The organism is Dyadobacter sp. (assembly GCF_017744695.1).
GTDB lineage: Bacteria > Bacteroidota > Bacteroidia > Cytophagales > Spirosomataceae > Dyadobacter.
This window is the reverse complement of the sequence record NZ_JAGIAS010000001.1, coordinates 1,045,421-1,062,607: the sequence shown is the minus strand read 5'-3', so window position 1 is coordinate 1,062,607 and position 17,187 is coordinate 1,045,421. Positions and strand designations below refer to the sequence as shown.

The window sequence follows — 17,187 nt, the reverse complement described above, 5'->3', positions numbered from 1 at the left end:
AATTGGTTTTAAGGCGCTTGTCGAAATTGACATGGTAAGGTAAAGGTGTTCGTTTAGTAACATGAAGCATTTTTTTCTTAGCGTTCAAATGTCGGAAGAAGGCTAGGGCACTTCACACAATTCACAATGATTTGACAATAATGCCTGATTAAGGCTGTTTTCTCAGGGGAGGATCAGACAAAAGTATTAGGTGTAACTGGTAGATTTGCTTCGGAAAATTTAATAATCGATTAAAAAAAATCCCGTATTTCTTTTAATTAATTTGATCTATTATAGAATAATTACTACAATTGATTTTTCGCGATAGCGGAATACTTGGCCCGAAGGGCGATACGACTTCTGCCCAGGACCGGTTAAACTTTAACATCTTCATCGCTGGCCAAGTCTGAGCTGATCGCGAAAGGACAAAAACGGGTCTTGGCGCAGGCTGAATTATCTAAATTTACCGCTGGGAGAATTTAAACAATAACTGGTTAGATGAAACGGATTCTCATTGTGGACGACCATTCGTTGGTACGTTTCGGGCTCAAAGTAGCCATTGAAAAGTCTTTTTCCGAGTGCGAGGCCGACGAGGCATGGAATAGTGATTCGGCCATGGCGCTATTGAAAAAGAATCAGTATGACCTGGTTCTGCTCGACCTGGCTATGCCCGAAACGGATCCGGGCGATCTTCTTCACTGGATGAAAAACTTCCACCCCGAGACCCGCGTGCTGGTCGTCTCTATGAACGACGAAAGAGTTTTCGCCAAATGGTGCCTGCAATCGGGCGCACACGGCTACATCGAAAAGGACGCTTCGCCCGAAGAACTATTTACGGCTATCAACACGGTAGTGGCCGGCAGGAAGTATATGAGCGTCGATCTGACGGAGACGATCATCAACGAAACATTGACCGGTGGAACGTCCAACCCGTTCGATAGGCTTTCGCCGAGGGAGTACCAGGTGGCGATGTATCTGATCCGGGATTATTCGCTGGTGCAGATCAGCGAACAGCTTCAAGTGCAGTATTCGTCGGTGAGCACCATTCGCCGCAGGTTGTTGGAGAAATTGAATGTGAAGGAAAAAAAGGATCTCGTGCAGATGGCGCAACTTTATCATTTAACGTGATGCTTTTATTCTTGTAGAAATAATTTATAGGTTGTCGCTGTGATTGTGACGTGCATATACCCGGATGTTGTTGTCAAATTGATAGCTGTTACATCCAAAGAGCGCCATTGCGGGTACAAATCCACAATGCAGCAAACGGGACATTTGTAGAAGTTTTCAAATTACTTCACAAATACCCCCAGGAGATGAAAAGATATTTCTACACAGCGGCGGCATTCCTCTTTTTCAGCATGGCCGCAAGGGCTCAGGTACGGATAGGCGCGGCGGGCGCTGCCGACCCAAGTGCCTCTCTCGAAGTAACAGGCGGGCCCGCTAACAACAAAGGGCTTTTGTTGCCCAGGCTCTCTACCACCGAACGCAACGCCATTTCACTCCCGGCGACCGGTCTGACGATCTACAATACTACCGACAACCAGTTACAGGTGAACACGGGTACGCCGGCCGCGCCCGTCTGGACGCTGTCCACGAGCAACGACGCCTGGAAAACCACCGGTAATGCAGGAACTGATCCGGCCGCCAGCTTCCTTGGAACCACCGACGGCCAGCCGCTGGTGCTGAGAACCGCCAATGCGGAGCGACTGCGTGTTACCGAAAGCGGAACCGTTGGGATCGGAACGGCGACGCCCGCCGGGAAATTCAGCATCGTGGGCACATTTACCCCATACGCTGGTATGACCATTGAGAACACCGGCGTAGAAAATGCGACTACGATGACCGTGACGCCGGGTTTCGATATGTTGACGCCCGTCGCCAATATCACGACGTTCGACCTGCCGGGTACCGGCGCATTCACGTTCGGCGACAATGTGATTCCCGCTATCGGTATGCAACTGGGTTTGGCGGACAGAAGATGGGCGACTGTCCATGCCGACAACGCCAATATCGCCGGAATAGGCCGGATAGGCGGCAGCGTGCCGGAAAACACGATCACCAGCATTACCGGCCGGGATGCCACGGGGCAAATTGGTAACGTGGCCCTGGGGGCGGGACTCACTTTCGCCGACGGAACGCTTTCGGCAACTGCCACCGGCACGGGCGTAAATATCTACAACAGCGATGGCACGCTCACGGGTCCCAGAACGGTTACGCAAGGTGCTAATGCGCTCACTTTCAATGGGAGTGGAGGTATTAATTTCAATTCGGGCAATGTCGGGATCGGCACCTCTTTACCTTCCGGGCGGCTAACCGTCGCGGGCGAGTTCGGTGCGTACGCAGGCATAACGATTGAAAACACTGGTGTTACGAACGCCACGGCCATGACAGTTACACCGGGTTTCGATATGGCCGCGCCTGCGCTCAACATCGCCACTTTCGATTTGCCCGGTACCGGTGCATTTACTTTCGGCGACAATGTAATTCCGGCGATCGGGATGCAATTGGGGCTGGTCGACCGACGCTGGGCGGCGGTTTATGCCGCCAATGCCGATATTGCGGGGATCGCCCGCATCGAGGGCAGCGCGCCTGTGAATACCATCACCAGCATTACGGGGCGGGATGCCACCGGGCAGATTGGCAACATTGCGCTGGGCGCCGGGCTGAGCTTCCTGGACGGAACGCTGTCGGCTACCGCCACGCCTTCCGACCGCCGGCTGAAAAAGGATATCGTCAATATGAAACAGGGCGTCGAACAGCTGATGAAACTGCGACCGGTGACCTACCGCATGAAGGATGACGCCGCCGGGGCAACACGGTTCGGCTTTATCGCCCAGGAATTGGAAGAGGTCATGCCGGAAGTGGTCAACAAGCCTAAAACCGAAAAGCAGTTCTATTCCGTGAACTATGCCGAACTGGTACCGGTACTGACGAAAGCCATCCAGGAGCAACAATCCGAAATCGACAAGCTGAAAGCGGAGAATGCAGCCCTGAGGTCGGAAGTGGCACGAAACGGCGAACTGAACACCCGGATCGGCAAGATCGAGCAGTTGCTGCAAGCGACGGGCCATTCGGGCAAGACAGTGTCGAGCAAGTAAAGGCATACAATAGTGGTTCAACTTCAAATCAGCATTTGTATGAAAAGGTTTCTGATATTCATGGCGATTCCGGCGCTTGCCTGCGTGCGCACTTACGCACAAACAATCTATGGCGGTGCTGGTGCGCCAACGGAGGTTAACGGCGGGTATTTAAGCGACTACCAGCCTGGCACAACAGTATTGGCCGATGGATCGGTGGCGGTGATGAATGGTGCTGTGTACGAGCATGGCAATACCATTTTCCTGAACGACGGCAGCTGGAACAGCAGCGCGGGTGGTGTGGATTTGTTCACCGGAAGCGGCAACAGCACGATTGCCGGGAGCACAGCACCCAATTTTTTTCATCTGAGGTTAAATACCGGTCCTGCCTCGGTGATGGACATTACCAACGCCCAGGGCGCCGGTGTGGCAGGGGAGGTGCAGTTCAACAACGGCATCACCACCACTGTGCGAACTTCGCATGCCGCTGGTTCCCTGCGGTTTGCCGACAACGCCGTGTATACCGGCGGCAATACGGACACGCAGCATGTGAATGGTTATGTGACCAAAACGGGTGATGATGCATTTACTTTCCCGATCGGCAGCGGAACCGATTTACGTACGCTCGCTATCGGTGCCCCTGCGGCTGGAACGGGCATCAGCGCGGCGTGGTTTGCGGGAAGTCCCGCGTCGGTTACCGATCCGTCGGACGGCGCGACGCATCCGCTCACCGCGGTGGCCGCGCCGATCAAATCGGTCAGCCCGGTGGGGTTCTGGGATTGGATTAACGTCGCCGGAAGCGATGACGGCACGCAGATCACGGCTTCGATGCCCGATGTTACCGGCTTTTTCCCGGACGTGGCCGACGTTCGCCTCGTAGGATGGGACGGGGCGCAATGGATCGCCCTGAGCACAGGCGCCACGGCCACCGGTCTGACCGAAAACAGCACAGTCAGCGGATCGATACCGGCAGGAGTGAGCATTACCGCTCTTGCTTTGGGCAGTATCAACCAGCCCTTGCCGGTAATATTGGCCAGCTTCGAAGGCCGGGCTATGGAAAATAGCAGCTATTTGCAGTGGACTACTACCGAAGAAACCAATGCCTCCCATTTTGAAATACAGCGCAGCCGCGATGCTCGGACTTTCGAATCCGTGGGCACGGTTACCGCAAAAGGCGAAAGCAAAGCCCTCGTGCATTACGATTTCACAGACGGCAATCCCGGCCCTGGCTCACACTATTACAGACTTAAACAGGTCGATCTGGACAATACCTACTCGTTTTCAAGGACAATAGTCGTCCGATTTGAGGGCAGCGAGCGCATTACCCTTTATCCCAATCCGACGACCAACCTGCTGCGCATCGACTCCGATTCGCCCGTCAGTTCCGTCAAGGTTTTTAACAGCAAAGGGATTAATGTAATACCCGAAAAAGTTTTGCAAGACAGCTTTATGGGTTCCAATGTTCTGGAAATCAATTTAAGTGGGGTGCCGTCAGGCATTTATGTTGTGAAGGTCAATGATAAGAGTTTCAGGATTATGAAAAACTGAAAATTACTTCCGGATACCTCGGGGGCGCCATTGCAGGCGCCCCTTTTTTGTTGTGGGAAAATGCAGTGGTTGGTTTTTATCGGAAAAATTTATGCTTGCAGTAGAAATTATTCCGGGCTACTTTATAATTGCATTCAGATTACCACCTCCACGATCGCACACCCGGAATACCTCTTAGCCTAGTTGCCCGTATGCACCTTTACAGGACTGTCGTTTTCATCCTGAACCTGCTCATGCCGCTATGGTGTGTGTTGGGGCAGGATCTTGCCGATTTCAGCGTCACCAATTACAACAGCGACAACGGCCTGCCCCAGACGAGCGTCGGGAATGTCGTCATGGATAAAAACGGCTTTCTATGGCTTGCGACGCAGGGCGGACTGGTCCGTTTCGACGGGAAGCAGTTTGTGACCTATAACCGGCTGAATGTACCTTCGCTTAGTTCGAACCGTATTCTCAAAGTAGCGCTTCGTTCGGACAGTATCGTTTACTTCACAGATGAAAACGCGCACTTTTTCTCGTTTGACGAGGAAAACCGCGCGGTGAGGCTTCCATTTGAAGATTTCAACAAGGCCATTATCGTTCATTCGCAGCATTCGTATTTCGATATCATCAAAAATCTTGCTAAGGCTGATCGAAAGATGGTCGAATCGGTCATACCAAGTGCGTTGGCCGCTATTTCCTATATTCCTGTACGTAAAAATGAGGGCTACTTATGGATCCATCCCAAAGCGGTCTTCTATCTGTCGGCAGGAAAGGTCAAATTCGGGGTCAATCTTATGGACGATAAAAGTGACCGGCTGACTTCCAATTTCAGCGTTTTCGATGGCGGCCTCTATTGTATGAACGTCGAATCCCGCCTGTTCCGGATAGACCGCCGGGGGGCTCGGACGGAGGTTTTCCTTCAAGTATGGGATCACGGGCGCTGGCGCAGTGAGCCGACGACCGACATGTTCCTTCACCGTACGCAACGCGGCCTTGTGGCTTATCGCCAGGGGCGGTTTTACAAGCCTGTGCGTGTGGAAGGAAACCAGCTTTTTTGTACCCTGATACTGGATATGCCCGGTTTAGAAAATGTAAACTCCTATGAATATTTTCCAAAGCAGGACATTCACGTGGTCGGCACTTCTACAAAAGGGGTCTTTATTTTCAAACCCAAGCAATTTCGCGTAGCGACGATTTCCGGTACCGACAATATTTTTTACGGTCAGGCCCCGTATGGAAGAGATGCTGTTTTAACATCTTTGGGCATAACACCGAATGTGCGACCGGCCCCAAATGCCCCTTTTCCGTTGGTACGGCAAGGTTCGATCATTCAGGACCCGGACGGCCGGTACTGGGTTACTGGTAAAAATGAAGTGGTATTTTGCCTCGATTCCAATCTGAACATACAGCGACGTATCCGGGGGAAGGTGGAGGCGAGGGTGTTCCGGCGTTCGACTGATGGGCACCTTTGGTTCTCAACCTTCGATAGAAAGTTTGGACGGATATCGGGGGATTCGGTGGTATGGTCGAAGGTAGACTTCGAAACGCCACGGCCGAATTTTATCCCTGTCGGCAACCGGCAATTCTGGATCGCCGACGGGCGTAAACTGTTCCATTACAATGCTCTTTCGGGCCGGAAAACGATCGTTAAAAGCCTGGAAGGGAAAGAAGTACGGGAATTTTATTTTGATAAACGAAAAACACTCTGGCTCGGCACTTACGGCGACGGGTTCTATGCCATGCGGAATGGTAAACCCTTGCGAATGCCGCTCGACCGAAACGGTTTTCTGCTCTTTGTGCATTCATTTCGGGAAGATAACCGCGGTTTTATGTGGATGAGCACGAATCATGGTCTTTTTAAATGCAAAGTGCAGGATTTATATGATTTCATGGCGGGAAAATCGGAAAAGGTTTATTACTACTATTATGATAAGACCAGCGGTTTTAATACCAACGAGTTCAATGGAGGTTACCCTCCTGCGAACATTGTCTTGCGGAATGGCCAATTTTCCTTCCCTTCTATGGACGGCCTCGTTCAATTTCATCCCGACAGCATCCGCGATGTTTTGCCCGCTTCCGGCATTTTAATAGACCATCTTATCGTAGACGGGAAACGACAAAACCTTACCCGGTTAACAGAATTGGCACCTGCATTGGAACGCGTGGAGTTCAAGATTGTATCGCCTTACTTCGGAAATGCCGAAAACCAACTGCTCGAATACAACATTGAAGGGCTCGGCGAGCAATGGTACCCGGTGGACGCTGGCGGTCTGATCGTGCTCAACCGGCTTGTGCACGGGGATTATGCGCTTAGAGTGAGGAAACAGGGTGGTTTTGGTAAGGATAATGTGAAAATGCTGATCAGGAAATTTACGGTTCGGCCATTTTGGCACCAAACCTGGTATTTCAGGCTGCTGATGCTGACGCTCTCGTTCGCGGGCATATACGTGATCGTGCGCTTGCGCTATTTTTATTTATTAAAACTGAAAAATATGTTGGAAGCCCAGGTGAAAGAACGCACCCGGCAGCTCGAATACAGCAATAAGCTGAAAGAAAAAATCACTGCATTGCTCGCGCACGACTTGCAGTCGCCGCTGCACTTCCTCAATGTGCTTTCTGATCACTTGTCGACCGCGCTGGACAAAGAACAATTGAAGGACGTCAAGCGGGGAACTGATGAAATACGAAAGACGACCAGTAACATGTACGCCTTTGTGAAGGAAATTAACCTTTGGGCCAAGTCGCAACAGGAAGGTTTTTTTATCAATAAAAAGGCCGTTCGGCCCGACCTGCTGATTGAAGAGCTCGGTGAGTTTTTTAGCGAGATGCTCTCGATGAAAGGCAATGTGCTCGAATTTGAAAACCCCGGGCATTATGCGCTTTTTACCAACCGCGAGATACTGAAAGCCGTGCTGAGAAACCTCATCGATAATTCCAATAAACATACATTAAACGGAAAGATCGTCGTCAGTCTGCGAAGGAACGAAAACGACACCCTTTCGCTAACGGTTACGGACAACGGCATAGGCATGGCCCCCGCCGAGGTAAGCAGGATCAACAGATTAATCTCCAATGTGATGACAAGCGAAGGGATAGAGCAAAGTGGCCGGCTAGGCTACCAGATCATCGTCGATTTCGTTGCTCGGTTGCATTGCGGGCTGGAAGTCAGCAGTGAAAAAGGGCGGGGGACAACGGTGAGCATCGTTGGATTGATTGCCGCTGTAAATTTTAAGCCTGACAGCGCCTCGGGACACCAGGCATGAATGCATAGCAAGAGCTGGGATAGACTTTCTGAATCAATTGTTTCAGAATTTGGTTAACTTTGCAAAAAAAGAAGGGTATGGCAAGGACAGTAGCATTTGACCAGGATCAGGCAATCGAAAAGGCACTCGATGTTTTTTGGCGGAAGGGGTACAACGGGACTTCTATGCGTGATCTGACCGACGCCATGCAGATCAATTCAAGTAGCCTGTACAACACTTTGGGCGACAAGCATCAACTTTTCGTGCAGTGCATTAAACATTACACCAGAAAGAGAAGGATACTGCTGGAAGAACGTGCCAAGGTATTCGATTCGCCGCAGAAGGCGCTGGAAAGCTTTATCCATGACGTGGCGGATGTGGTCGTCAAGGATGCCCAGGGATGCTTTGCGATCAAGACTGCCTTCGAGGTTTCGCCCGACAACAAGGGTATACAGGCGCTACTGAAAGATGACAACGATTTCACCCATACCTTTCTATCCAAACTGATCCGCGAAGCAGTCGAACAGGGAGTTATGAAAAAGGATACTGATCCAGATTTACTCGCAGATTATATTATCAGTACCTACACGGGTTGGTATGAGCTCTATATCCTTCACAAAGACCCTGCAAAAATTAAGCAATTAGCGGCCTTTATGGTGTACCATTTGTTGCGATAAGCTATTTTTTTGCCCTTTTTTGAAACGATCACTTCAAAAAGGAAGCGAACCGCATGCGGTAAAACAGCAGCAGGAGATATCATAACTACGGACAATTAGCCAACATCTATAAATAATTCTGAAACAATCATTTCAAAATTCACATCCAATGCAGTACAAACAAGAAACCGGCTTGGTGCTGGAAGGCAAAATTGCCCTGGTAACGGGCGGAACAAAAGGGATCGGCAAGGCCATTGCCCAAAGATTGAAAGCTTCGGGCGCGACCGTTGTAGTGACTGCCAGGAGCAGCCCGGAGGAAACCAAAGAAGGGGAACACTTTATCGCAGCGGACCTGTCGGATGTAACAGGGGTAGATCGGCTTGTGGCGGCGGTCAAAAATCAATTTGGCGGGCTGGACATCCTGATTAACAACCTGGGCGCGAATACGGCCCCTGCCGGTGGTTTCAGTGCACTCAGCGATAAGGATTGGAATGATGTCCTTCAAGTGAACCTGCTTGCGGCAGTCCGGCTGGACCGGGCTTTCCTGCCGGGTATGATTGAGGTGGGCGCCGGGGTCATCATCCACGTCTCGTCTACCAGCGGGATGTTTCCGCTGTGGGATACAACGATGGCCTACAGTGCTGCCAAAGCAGCCCTGAACGCTTACAGCAAGTCTCTGGCCACCGAAGTCGCGCCGAAGGGCGTACGTGTGGTGACCGTCTCTCCCGGACTAAACAAAACCGGGGCAATGAGCAATTTCCTGGAAGGGCTGGCCAACTCGGCGGGTATCAGTACGGAAGAAATGACCCGAAACTTGCTGCAGCGTGTCGGCGGAGTGCCGCTGGGGAGGATGGCCGATCCGGCAGAAACAGCGGAAGTGGTTAATTTTCTCGTCAGCCCAGCGGCTTCTTACCTTACCGGGACGAATATCGCCGTCGACGGCGGCAACTTCCCGGTTGTTTAAATAGGTATAACCCGGCGAGTTGACGCTCGCCGGGTTATACCTATTTACCTGGCGACCAATCCCAGCGTCGGCCAGGGCCTGCTTTCTTATTTGACAGATCAGCAAATGTAACGCCTGCTATGACGCCTGAAAAGACCTCCTGAATTCAAGGGGTGAAAGGCTGGTTTTGATTTTAAAAAGTTTGCTGAACGACTGCGAATGTTCGAATCCCAAAGCGTAAGCCACTTCCCGCACGGTCAGGTTGGTGGTGGAAAGCGTTTCCTTGGCTTTTTCAATGAGCTTGTCGTGAATGTATTGCTGGGCGTTTTGCCCGATCTGCGACCGCAACATGTCGCTCAGGTAACTGGGCGACAAATTAACCTGTTCGGCAAGGTACCCGACGGAAGGTAGCCCTTGTTCGAGCGCCAGTTCACCGGAAAAGTAATCGTCCAGGACGTCTTCCAGTTTTTGCAACAGATCATTATTGACAGCCTTGCGGGTGATGAACTGCCGTTTGTAAAAACGGTTGGCATAGGTGAGCAGCAGTTCAATTTGCGAGATCACCACATCCTGGCTGAAATCGTCGATCCGACCGGACAGCTCCTTTTCGATCATATGAAAGAGCTCGAAGATCGTGCTTTTTTCCTCCTCGGAAAGATGCAGCGTTTCGCGCGTCGAGTAGGAGAAAAAACCATATTGCCTGATGTTTTTAGCAATGGGATAGCCCAGGAAAAAATCAGGGTGGATGAGCAGGGTGTACTCCGAACAGACGCTGAGGTCATTGTCATTGCTCCCGATCACCTGGCCTGGCGAGGCAAACAGCAACCCGCCTTCATCAAAATCGTAGTAGCTTTGCCCATATTTCAAATTCCCGCTCAGCCTGGGCTTGTAAGCGATTTTGTAAAAACTCAACACGTGAAAATGCGGAATGTTGCTTTCCTGTACCTGCGTGTAGGCGCCGTTGATCAGGCTCACCAGCGGGTGCTGCGGTTTGAGCAGGCCAAATGCGCGGTGTGCCTCGGCCAGCGACGCTATTCTTTTGGGGCTGATATCTTCTTTTTTCATGGGTCGCAATCGTTAATGCCGACCAACGGCGTATACCATCGGCCGGCATGGTTGCATTGTTAAGCGTTTTTGGTGTCGGCGAGTTCCTCAGGCAGGATTGCCTGGGCCGCATTGGACACTTCTTCCCACGCTTCCCACGTGGCCAGGCGCTCCGCGTAGGCCTGGCGTACCCACGGCAGGCATTGGTCGCCGAGGAAGAACCGCAAGGGCGGCTGGTCGGTATCCACGATCCGGAAAATCGCATTCGACGTGGCATTGGGATCACCTCTTTCGAGATTGCCCAAGTGTCCGAAAAATTCCTGCTTGTATGCGGCATAGAGATCCATACCTGGTGAAAATTTCAGTGATTCCTGGCTGCCAAACTCGGTGGCGTAGGCGCCAGGCTCGATGATGGTCACCTTGATCCCGAAGGCTTTTACTTCTTCCGCGAGACTTTCATGAATGGCCTCGAAAGCCCATTTGGAGGAAGCGTAATAGCCTATAACCGGCAGCGTCACGTGGCCCAGATTGCTCGATGTTCCCAGAATATGCCCGCCACCCTGTGCCCGGAGCAGGGGCAGCGCAGCCTGGATGACGGCCACAGGCCCGAGGATATTGGTTTCATAAAGTGCCCGGATTTCGTCCGCACCGGCCTCTTCAATGGTCCCAACCAGGGAGTAACCGGCATTGTTAAGGACAATATCGAGGCGGCCGAAATGGGCATGGGCCTCTTCAACGGCCGATTTGGCCTGGGCTGCATTGGTTACGTCGAGTTCGAGCGGCAATACGTTTTCACCGTATTTTTCCCTCAACCCGGCAATGCTTTCGAGTTTCCGGGCGGTAGCCGCCACCTTATCGCCCCGGCTCAGGGCTGCTTCGGCCCAAACGCGTCCAAACCCACGCGAAGCGCCGGTGATAAACCATACTTTGGGCGATTTATTACTTTGATGTGTCATAACAGTTAATGGATGTTGAATGATACCTCAAAGGTCATCATCAGCAAGCGGCGATATGTAGCCTGAACGCGGCGATGTGTAGCCGGAATGAGGAAGGTGCTTGCTAAACGACCGGAAGTTTAATTTTCAACAGCCTTCGCCTCTCGGCAAGTCATAGATCGCGTTGCCGGAAACAGATAAGTTGAAGAGTACCGTGGGAGATGGCCGCCTTTTGCTTCGGCACTGCAAGAATTCTCGGAACAACGGATAGCAAAATCAGCCCTGCCCACGAAGGCAAGGCTGAACCTGACTTTTAAATAGTGTCACGGATAAGCATTTCGCCGCAAACCGTTGAATAACAGATGCAGCCTTATTTTTGGTGAAGGCATAATTTGTTACCAGCCGGGTCCTGCAGCCAGGCAAACCGACCCCAGGGTGTAGGGTCAATTTGTCCCTCCTGAATTCCTTTTACTTTCAATAGACCGATTTCCTTTTCGATATCATCGGTCTCGAAGACGATCCCCTGGAATTTGGCGAGGGATATGGTAGTGACCTGACCAGGCAAGCCCATTTGCAGCCATGTTTCGCCATTGCCCATCGAAACTTCGGCATTTACCTCAAAGCCGAGTTTTAAGTAAACAATCCCACACAAATTTTGAGCATAGAGGAACTTTGCACGAAGGTATCCCTCGGCCGCAGGACATTTGAAAGAAGGTTTAAGAAATCTACGGGCAATTCAGTTGCAGAATATGTCCAGCGGGTCAAAGTGGAATTTGCAAAAAAGCGGCTTGAGTCCACGACAGATACCATCAACGAAATCATCTATAATGTCGGCTACAACAATATAGACGCGTTCCGGAAAGTCTTCAAAAAGTACACAGACCTGACACCCCTCGATTACCGAAGAAGGTACAGCGCAGGGCGTTATAGATCCTGATCGCTTTTGCCGGTCGCCGGGACAGGTAATGCTATCGAGAATAAAAGGGCCGGCCATCTTTCCGGCGGTAGAAAAACGTGTTGAGAATATTAAGTCAAAATACTCCAATGCCGCCCATTCACCTGTCCTGGCTTTATGGCCTATTTTACCTCTTGTCCAGTTTCAGATAAATGCATCACCGGTCCCGCCAGCCTTTTCCAGTTGCTTGGGGTATAGCCTGCCCTCGAAAATACGAGCGATGTAATCTTCTTTTTTTCATCCCGCTTGAACTCCAGCCACAGGAAATCTTTCTCAAAATAGAACTCATCAATTACAAATGGCATAACCTCATATTTCTTTCCCCCAATCCGTTGCCAGTAGACCTTTCCGTTCTCTTCGGTAATGTTCACTCTTTCCGCCCGATCACTTTCATAGACCCCGGCATACTTTCCGACATTTTTCCCATCCATGGTCATGCCACCATCAAACCGGTAGGGCTTGCCCAAAAGTTCTGAGGCCGCGATCCTGGCCAGCACCTGCGGGATCACCGCCGATTCGGAATTGATCAAAATCACGATATATATATCTTTTTCAGGAAGATAGAAAGTTTCGGAAATGAACCCAGGGACCGCTCCACCATGGCGCAGAACAGTGCTTCCCCTTAGGTCATCAACATACCAGCCAAATCCATACGGAGCGATAAGTCCATTATTCAACCGGATCGGCGTAAAGGCGAGTTCCAGCAGGTTCTTCGGTAAAAGTTTCCCCGAAACCAGCGCCCTGTTCCAACGCAGCATATCAGAAGCGGTGGTCAAAATCCCACCCGAAGCAAAGAACTCACTGATATCGTGTAGCGGATAATTGACAATACCCTTTCGAAGGATCCCGTAGCCCGAGGCGCGGCCCTTGACGATGGGCTCGTCAGAAGTGGCCACCAAAGAAGCGTTCATTCCAGCAGGAACAAAGATATTTTCCCGGATATACTCCGCATAAGTTTTCCCCGATAACTTTTCTATGATATGGCCCAGCACCTGGAAATTAGCATTGTTGTAGGCCCATTTGCTGCCAGGGGCAAAGGCTACATTCCTGGCCGCATAACGCTCGGTTTCTGCTTGCACGGTCTTTCCTTCAGGGATGTTCAGCGAATCCCGGTAGCCATTGCCATTCAGCCCCGAGGTATGTGAAAGCAGCTGGCGGATAGTTATTCCGGAAGCAGGGGCGACGCTCTTTACAAATTTACCCAGGGTATCGTCCAACGAGATCATCCGCTTTTCCACCAACTGCAAAATGGCCACTGCGGTAAACTGCTTGGTGTTGGAGGCGATATAATACACCGTGGCCGTGTCGCTGGGCACACCCAGTTCCATGTTTGCCATCCCAAAGGCCTTTTGGTAGATGATCTTGCCGCTCTTGGCAATAAGGATGTTCGCACCGGGCTCGCCGGCCTTGAACTGCACAGAAAACAGCCTGTCAATTCTGTAAAGCACCTCATCCTGGGCGAAAATCGGGCAGTACACTACCAGCAGCACTAAAAGTGCGCTCAAAAATCTTGTTGTCATGGATGGTGTATTAAGTTTTTGTTATAGGTCCTCTTTGTCAAAGACTATCCCTGTACCATGTACTTTGGTGGGGCCAAAGAACAGCCCATTATCGGGCCCTATGTTATATTTTTCCTTGAGTTTTCTATGCAGCGAGGCTTCCTGCTTCTTCCCGTTGGTTACCAGCTGCTCGTCGGTCAGGGCGAACCATTCGACCTGGGCGATCCCCGGAACTATTTTCTGCTCAACCAGGGCAGAAATTACCCCCAGCACCCTGGCCTTGTCGGCCGAGGCGTCTATTGGTGGAATCTTTGGGGTGGGCAACTGCGTTTCGATCTCGTTTTTTTTGTTCGCAGAGGGTTTAAAAGCAACCTTGAACACCTGTGTACCGATGGGGCCAATCGTTTTAACCTGCCGTTCTCCCGGTTCTGCGTCCATTCGTTTTATTTGGTGCCCCCGATAGCCATTGTCGTATTGGACAGATAGTCTCAAACGCTTCCTATCGATTACCGAATCGATTTGTGAAACGAGGGTTTCGTAATTTTTGACTTTGCTTACAACAACCGCTTGTCCGTTGACCTCCACGGCGGTGATTTTGCCCCCGGCCACCACGATATGGTAGCGGTTATCCTTCCCGTCCACCACCGTCATGTCACGGTTGGCCTTGTCGCGATTATCGCGATTGAACCGTATGCTCTTGACGCTGACAAGGGTATCCGAAGGCAAGGAATCTTTTTTCGCCTTTACGACCTGCTCAATCACTCTATGGAATTTCCTAGCCGTATCCGCTTTTTGCCCAAACTTCACTGTCCTCGGAGCAAGAGTCCTGGTGATTGCATCTTTGATGTATACGGTGCTTTTTTTGATTTCTTTGTCCATCTGCGGGATAAAGGTAAAAGCCGATAAAACCACGAAGCCAACCACCATCAGGATAAATTCCACAAAGCTCAGTCGCCTGTTCCGCTGGTCGACCATTCGCCTGAGGCGGTTCATCAATTGATTGGGGCGAAGGCTGAGCGCTATGGCCAGGCCCGCGGCGCGGTTTTGTTGCCCATAGAAGGACATGAGAGCTTCCAGGTAGCAGGTCTTCTGCTCCACGCGGGCAAGCACGATATCATCGCAGCAGGCTTCCCTTTCCTCGCGGATCAGCGCCGATAGCCATAGTGCCGCAGGATTGAAAAAGAAAAACACCTCCACAATCTTCTGTAAAATATTTACCAGATAGTCTCTTCTGTAGATATGCGCCAGCTCGTGCCAGAGGATGGTTTCAACTTGGCTAACCGGTAGCGAAACCAGCAGTCCGATCGGCAGCACGATCACGGGCTTGAAGTAGCCAAAGGTCACAGGTACCTTCACCAGTGCGGACTGGATCACGTTGATCTGCTGCTTGATGCCCATCTGTTCGCTGAAGGAATATACCTTAGCGATCCAGTCATTACCAACGTGCTGGACGTTGTAGGTCCTTATACGCTGTATATAAAGTAGTCCTATCGTCAGCCTAATACTCTTGATTACAAGAAAGAACATCCAGATGGCCAATATCCAGCTCGAATATTGGTTTAAAAATGCGGATGCCCTAGCATAGAAGGCAATCTCTGTCATAGCTGCGGCCGGGATGCCATTGAGGTTTACTGTCTGAATTTTGGGATGTACGGTCCGAATCAGTATTGGCCGGCCAAAATTTTCGAGTTCATAAACACCAGCAATAGCCACCGAAAAAACAAACAACATTAAAAGGGAGCAGAACAGGCGGTAGCGAAGAGCCGCACTCGAGCGGGTTGTTAAAGCCATTACAAGGCTGGCAAGCACTGAAACGATCAGTCCGATCCAGAGCGAATGCACAAGTGTCCAGCAAATTCCCTGGATCTGCTTATCGCTCAGCCAGTCAACAAGAAACCTGAGTGCCATAAGCTATGACCTTTATTGTTCACTTATTTTCTTGATCAGTGCCTGGTACTCGTCCATCTCCTTTTTAGAGAGCTTCTTGTTGCCCATCAATTGCATGAGCAGACTGCCCGCAGAGCCGCCGAATATGGTATCGATCACCCTGTCCAAAAGGGCGCCTTTTGTCCTTTCTTCTTCAACCGCCGCAAAGTACACGTGCTTGAACTGGCTTTCGTCCTTTTTAAGAAGCCCCTTTTCGACCATGATCTGCATCAGCTTCAGAGTGGACATATAGATCACCTTGCGCGTTGAGCGGTTGAGTTCATCATTCACAAAGCGCGCTGTCGAAGGGCCTGCTTTCCACAGAATCTGTAAGATTTCCAGTTCGGACTTAGTTGGGTCGCTTATCGGAGCCTTATCTTTTGCTTTCATGCATAAAAAAGTAAGAAATTGTTCTTACATAAAGCAAACATAAGAATCGTTTCTTACAATCAAAATAATTTGAATAATTATTTTGATAATGGGTTAAATACCATGGAGGCAAGATATGAGGGGGGCCTTAATATTAGTTGTCCCGTCCCGCGTTTAAGGGCAGTTATACCGTTGAGCCACTGCCGCAATTTGGCATGAATCCAAGGAGCGTCTGTCCAGAACAATGTGTAGTTTACGGATCGGGCATTGCGACTACTTCGAAAGGGTCTGGCTGCTGTTGAGCACAATAAAAGGCTAACGGTCTTGCCTGGCCCCAACTACCGGCTTCCTCGCTGGCAAAAATTTGGAAACAGTTTCATCCACTCAGGCAGACTTATCGCTACCATATGATTACCAAAGTGCCGCCGACAATCATCAGCGCACCTAAAATAGTTTTTAGGTCAACGGGTTCTTTTAAGATGAGAATAGACAGGCCGATGGCTATCGCGACGCTTAGTTTGTCGATCGGTACGACCTTGGAAACGTCTCCGGTTTGCAATGCTTTGAAATAAAAAATCCAGGATAGTCCGGTTGCAACTCCCGAAAGCGTTAGAAACAGCAGGTTGCTTCCATTGATTTCCCTTATCTGTTTCAATTGTCCGCCAAAGAGCACAATTCCCCATGCAATAACCAGGATGACGACCGTCCTTACCGCCGTAGCTACATCCCCGCTTATTCCTTTAACCCCGATTTTAGCGAGAATAGACGTAAATGCTGCAAAGAGCGCTGAGAGCAGCGCATAATACTTCCACATATCAATTTGGTTAAGGCCAGCTCGTTTAATGGTTGCGCCGCTTGTGGTTGTAATAGTATTTGATAGAATGACAATTCAATATACTGTTTTTACGCCTGTACTTTCTCGATAAGCAGCAACAATGTCCCTTCTTCAACTTGGTCGGGGAACCTATTTGAGCATTCACTGCTGACTGGGTCGATTGACTTCGGCGACCATCATGCCTCGTCGACACGCCG

14 protein-coding genes are annotated in these 17,187 nt (G+C 50.6%); 7 read left to right on the top strand and 7 right to left on the bottom strand.

The window, feature by feature from the left end; all coding sequences use genetic code 11:
- The first annotated feature begins 477 nt into the window (after positions 1 to 477).
- The 6 genes from J7619_RS04020 (at position 478) to J7619_RS03995 (ending at position 9,448) form a co-directional block, all read left to right on the top strand.
- Positions 478 to 1,107, top strand: a complete 630-nt coding sequence (locus tag J7619_RS04020) for a response regulator transcription factor (protein WP_291194388.1) — start codon at positions 478 to 480, stop codon at positions 1,105 to 1,107.
- Positions 1,108 to 1,292: 185 nt separating this feature from the next.
- Complete coding sequence (locus tag J7619_RS04015) at positions 1,293 to 3,077, top strand: tail fiber domain-containing protein (protein ID WP_291194385.1); 1,785 nt, start codon at positions 1,293 to 1,295, stop codon at positions 3,075 to 3,077.
- A gap of 39 nt (positions 3,078 to 3,116) precedes the next feature.
- On the top strand, positions 3,117 to 4,604 hold the full coding sequence (locus J7619_RS04010; RefSeq protein ID WP_291194381.1) for a T9SS type A sorting domain-containing protein: 1,488 nt from the start codon (positions 3,117 to 3,119) through the stop codon (positions 4,602 to 4,604).
- A 191-nt stretch (positions 4,605 to 4,795) separates the two neighbouring features.
- On the top strand, positions 4,796 to 7,849 hold the full coding sequence (locus tag J7619_RS04005; RefSeq protein WP_291194378.1) for an ATP-binding protein: 3,054 nt from the start codon (positions 4,796 to 4,798) through the stop codon (positions 7,847 to 7,849).
- Between the two features lie 77 nt (positions 7,850 to 7,926).
- On the top strand, positions 7,927 to 8,505 hold the full coding sequence (locus tag J7619_RS04000; protein WP_291194375.1) for a TetR/AcrR family transcriptional regulator: 579 nt from the start codon (positions 7,927 to 7,929) through the stop codon (positions 8,503 to 8,505).
- Between the two features lie 148 nt (positions 8,506 to 8,653).
- Positions 8,654 to 9,448, top strand: coding sequence for an SDR family oxidoreductase (locus J7619_RS03995; protein WP_291194373.1), 795 nt, complete (start codon positions 8,654 to 8,656; stop codon positions 9,446 to 9,448).
- A gap of 117 nt (positions 9,449 to 9,565) precedes the next feature.
- Here the strand turns inward: J7619_RS03995 and J7619_RS03990 are convergent, their stop codons facing one another.
- The 3 genes from J7619_RS03990 to J7619_RS03980 form a co-directional block, all read right to left on the bottom strand.
- On the bottom strand, positions 9,566 to 10,492 hold the full coding sequence (locus tag J7619_RS03990; protein ID WP_291194370.1) for an AraC family transcriptional regulator: 927 nt from the start codon (positions 10,490 to 10,492) through the stop codon (positions 9,566 to 9,568).
- A 59-nt stretch (positions 10,493 to 10,551) separates the two neighbouring features.
- Entirely contained in the window at positions 10,552 to 11,427 is an 876-nt protein-coding gene (locus tag J7619_RS03985; protein WP_291194366.1) for an SDR family NAD(P)-dependent oxidoreductase, read from the bottom strand.
- Positions 11,428 to 11,776: 349 nt separating this feature from the next.
- Entirely contained in the window at positions 11,777 to 12,058 is a 282-nt protein-coding gene (locus tag J7619_RS03980; protein WP_291194363.1) for a VOC family protein, read from the bottom strand.
- Between the two features lie 3 nt (positions 12,059 to 12,061).
- On the opposite strand from J7619_RS03980, the gene J7619_RS03975 reads away from it, so the two are divergent.
- Positions 12,062 to 12,343, top strand: a complete 282-nt coding sequence (locus tag J7619_RS03975; protein WP_291194360.1) for a helix-turn-helix domain-containing protein — start codon at positions 12,062 to 12,064, stop codon at positions 12,341 to 12,343.
- Between the two features lie 140 nt (positions 12,344 to 12,483).
- Here J7619_RS03975 and J7619_RS03970 read toward each other — a convergent pair whose 3' ends face one another.
- From J7619_RS03970 to J7619_RS03955, 4 genes are all read right to left on the bottom strand, one after another.
- On the bottom strand, positions 12,484 to 13,881 hold the full coding sequence (locus J7619_RS03970; protein ID WP_291194357.1) for a serine hydrolase: 1,398 nt from the start codon (positions 13,879 to 13,881) through the stop codon (positions 12,484 to 12,486).
- A 21-nt stretch (positions 13,882 to 13,902) separates the two neighbouring features.
- Positions 13,903 to 15,768 carry a M56 family metallopeptidase gene (locus J7619_RS03965; protein WP_291194353.1) on the bottom strand — a complete coding sequence of 622 codons (1,866 nt, stop codon included), beginning with the start codon at positions 15,766 to 15,768 and terminating at the stop codon, positions 13,903 to 13,905.
- A 12-nt stretch (positions 15,769 to 15,780) separates the two neighbouring features.
- On the bottom strand, positions 15,781 to 16,176 hold the full coding sequence (locus tag J7619_RS03960; protein WP_291194350.1) for a BlaI/MecI/CopY family transcriptional regulator: 396 nt from the start codon (positions 16,174 to 16,176) through the stop codon (positions 15,781 to 15,783).
- Positions 16,177 to 16,555: 379 nt separating this feature from the next.
- Positions 16,556 to 16,969 carry an EamA family transporter gene (locus J7619_RS03955; RefSeq protein WP_291194348.1) on the bottom strand — a complete coding sequence of 138 codons (414 nt, stop codon included), beginning with the start codon at positions 16,967 to 16,969 and terminating at the stop codon, positions 16,556 to 16,558.
- Positions 16,970 to 17,187 lie beyond the last annotated feature (218 nt).